This is a genomic window from Streptomyces silaceus (assembly GCF_001419745.1).
Lineage (GTDB): Bacteria > Actinomycetota > Actinomycetes > Streptomycetales > Streptomycetaceae > Streptomyces > Streptomyces silaceus.
The window spans coordinates 1-1,396 of record NZ_LIRJ01000249.1 but is presented as its reverse complement, the minus strand read 5'-3'; the positions used below and the strand labels follow the sequence as shown (position 1 = coordinate 1,396).

Genomic DNA, 1,396 nt, shown 5'->3' with positions numbered 1-1,396 from the left:
CTCGGCGCCCGACATGGAGGTCGTCGCCCAGGCGGGGACGGGCCGCTCGGCGGTCGACCTGGCCCGCTCCGCGCGCGCCGACCTCGTCGTCATGGACATCCGCATGCCCGACCTCGACGGCATCGAGGCGACCCGGCTGCTCGCCGCCGACGAGGACCTGGCGGGCGTGAAGGTCCTGATGCACGGTGGCCGCCGGAGAGTCCCTCCTGTCGCCGGGCCCCACGGCCCGCCTGATCGCCCGCGTCCTGCGCACCCCGGACACCCGGCTGACGGTGACGCCCGGCCAGGGCGGCCCCGACGGACTCTCGGAGCGGGAGCGCCAGGTCCTGCGCCTGGTCGCGCGCGGCCTCAACAACACGGAGATAGCCGAGACCCTGGGCCTGAGCCCCCTGACCTCCAAGACCCACGTCAGCCGCATCATGGGCAAGCTGGGCGCCCGGGACCGCGCCCAACTGGTCATCGTGGCCTACGAGTCGGGCCTGGTGCTTCCCCACCGTCTTCGTCTCCTCCGGGGACAGCGGGATCTGGGGGTCCGCCGTGGTCGGGAAGGTGATCACGCCGCGCAGGTGCAGGGCCGCCTTGAAGGCGCCCAGGGCGGACGAGCTGCCGCCCATGCGGGCCGGGTCGCCCGCCGCGACCATGCCGAACAGGCCGCACAGCCGCTCCTGTTCGGCCCGCGCCCGCGCCCAGTCGCCCTCGCGGCAGGCGCGGTACAGGCGGACGTACCCGGCCGGATCCACGTTCCCGAGACCCGGGACCACGCCGTCCGCGCCCATCGCGAGCGCCGAGTCGACCGTCACCTCGGACCCCGTCAGGACGCTGAACCTCGCGAGCCCCAGCCGCTTGCCGAGGACGACGGCGCGGAAGCCGCCCTCGTCGCCGCTGGAGTCCTTCAGGCCCGCGAGCACGCCCTCCTCGGCCAGTTCGAGGACCAGGTCCGCGCCCAGTTTGGTGTGCACGGACACCGGCAGGTCGTACGCGAACACCGGCGCCGGACAGCCCCGCGCGACCAGCCGGAAGTGCCGGGCGACCTCCGCCGGATGGGTCCGCGTGTAGAACGGCGCGGTGACCACCACCGCGTCCGCGCCCGCCCCGGCCAGCGCCCGCGCGTGGTCCAGGACGCGGGGGGTGGTCATGTCGATCGCGCCCGCCAGGACCGGCAGCTGCCCGCCCACGTGCCGGACGACCGTGTCCAGGACCAGCGCGCGCTGCCGGTCGGTCAGGTACGCGACCTCCGACGTCGAGCCGAGCACGAACAGGCCGTCGACGCCGCCCTCGACCAGGTGGTCGACGAGCCTGGTGAGGGACGCGGTGTCCACCTCGCGGTCCGGTGTCAGGGGGGTGCAGACGGGCGGGACGACACCGGTGAGCGGGGCGGGAAGGGTCATGGTTGCTC

2 pseudogenes are annotated in these 1,396 nt (G+C 74.7%); one reads left to right on the top strand and one right to left on the bottom strand.

The features are described 5' to 3' along the window. A pseudogene (locus tag AOK22_RS42235) lies at positions 1–491 on the top strand (response regulator transcription factor); the annotation flags it as partial. Here the strand turns inward: AOK22_RS42235 and AOK22_RS23085 are convergent. Then, positions 477–1,388: pseudogene (locus AOK22_RS23085) on the bottom strand (dihydrodipicolinate synthase family protein); the annotation flags it as partial. The pseudogenes AOK22_RS42235 and AOK22_RS23085 overlap by 15 nt on opposite strands. Positions 1,389–1,396 lie beyond the last annotated feature (8 nt).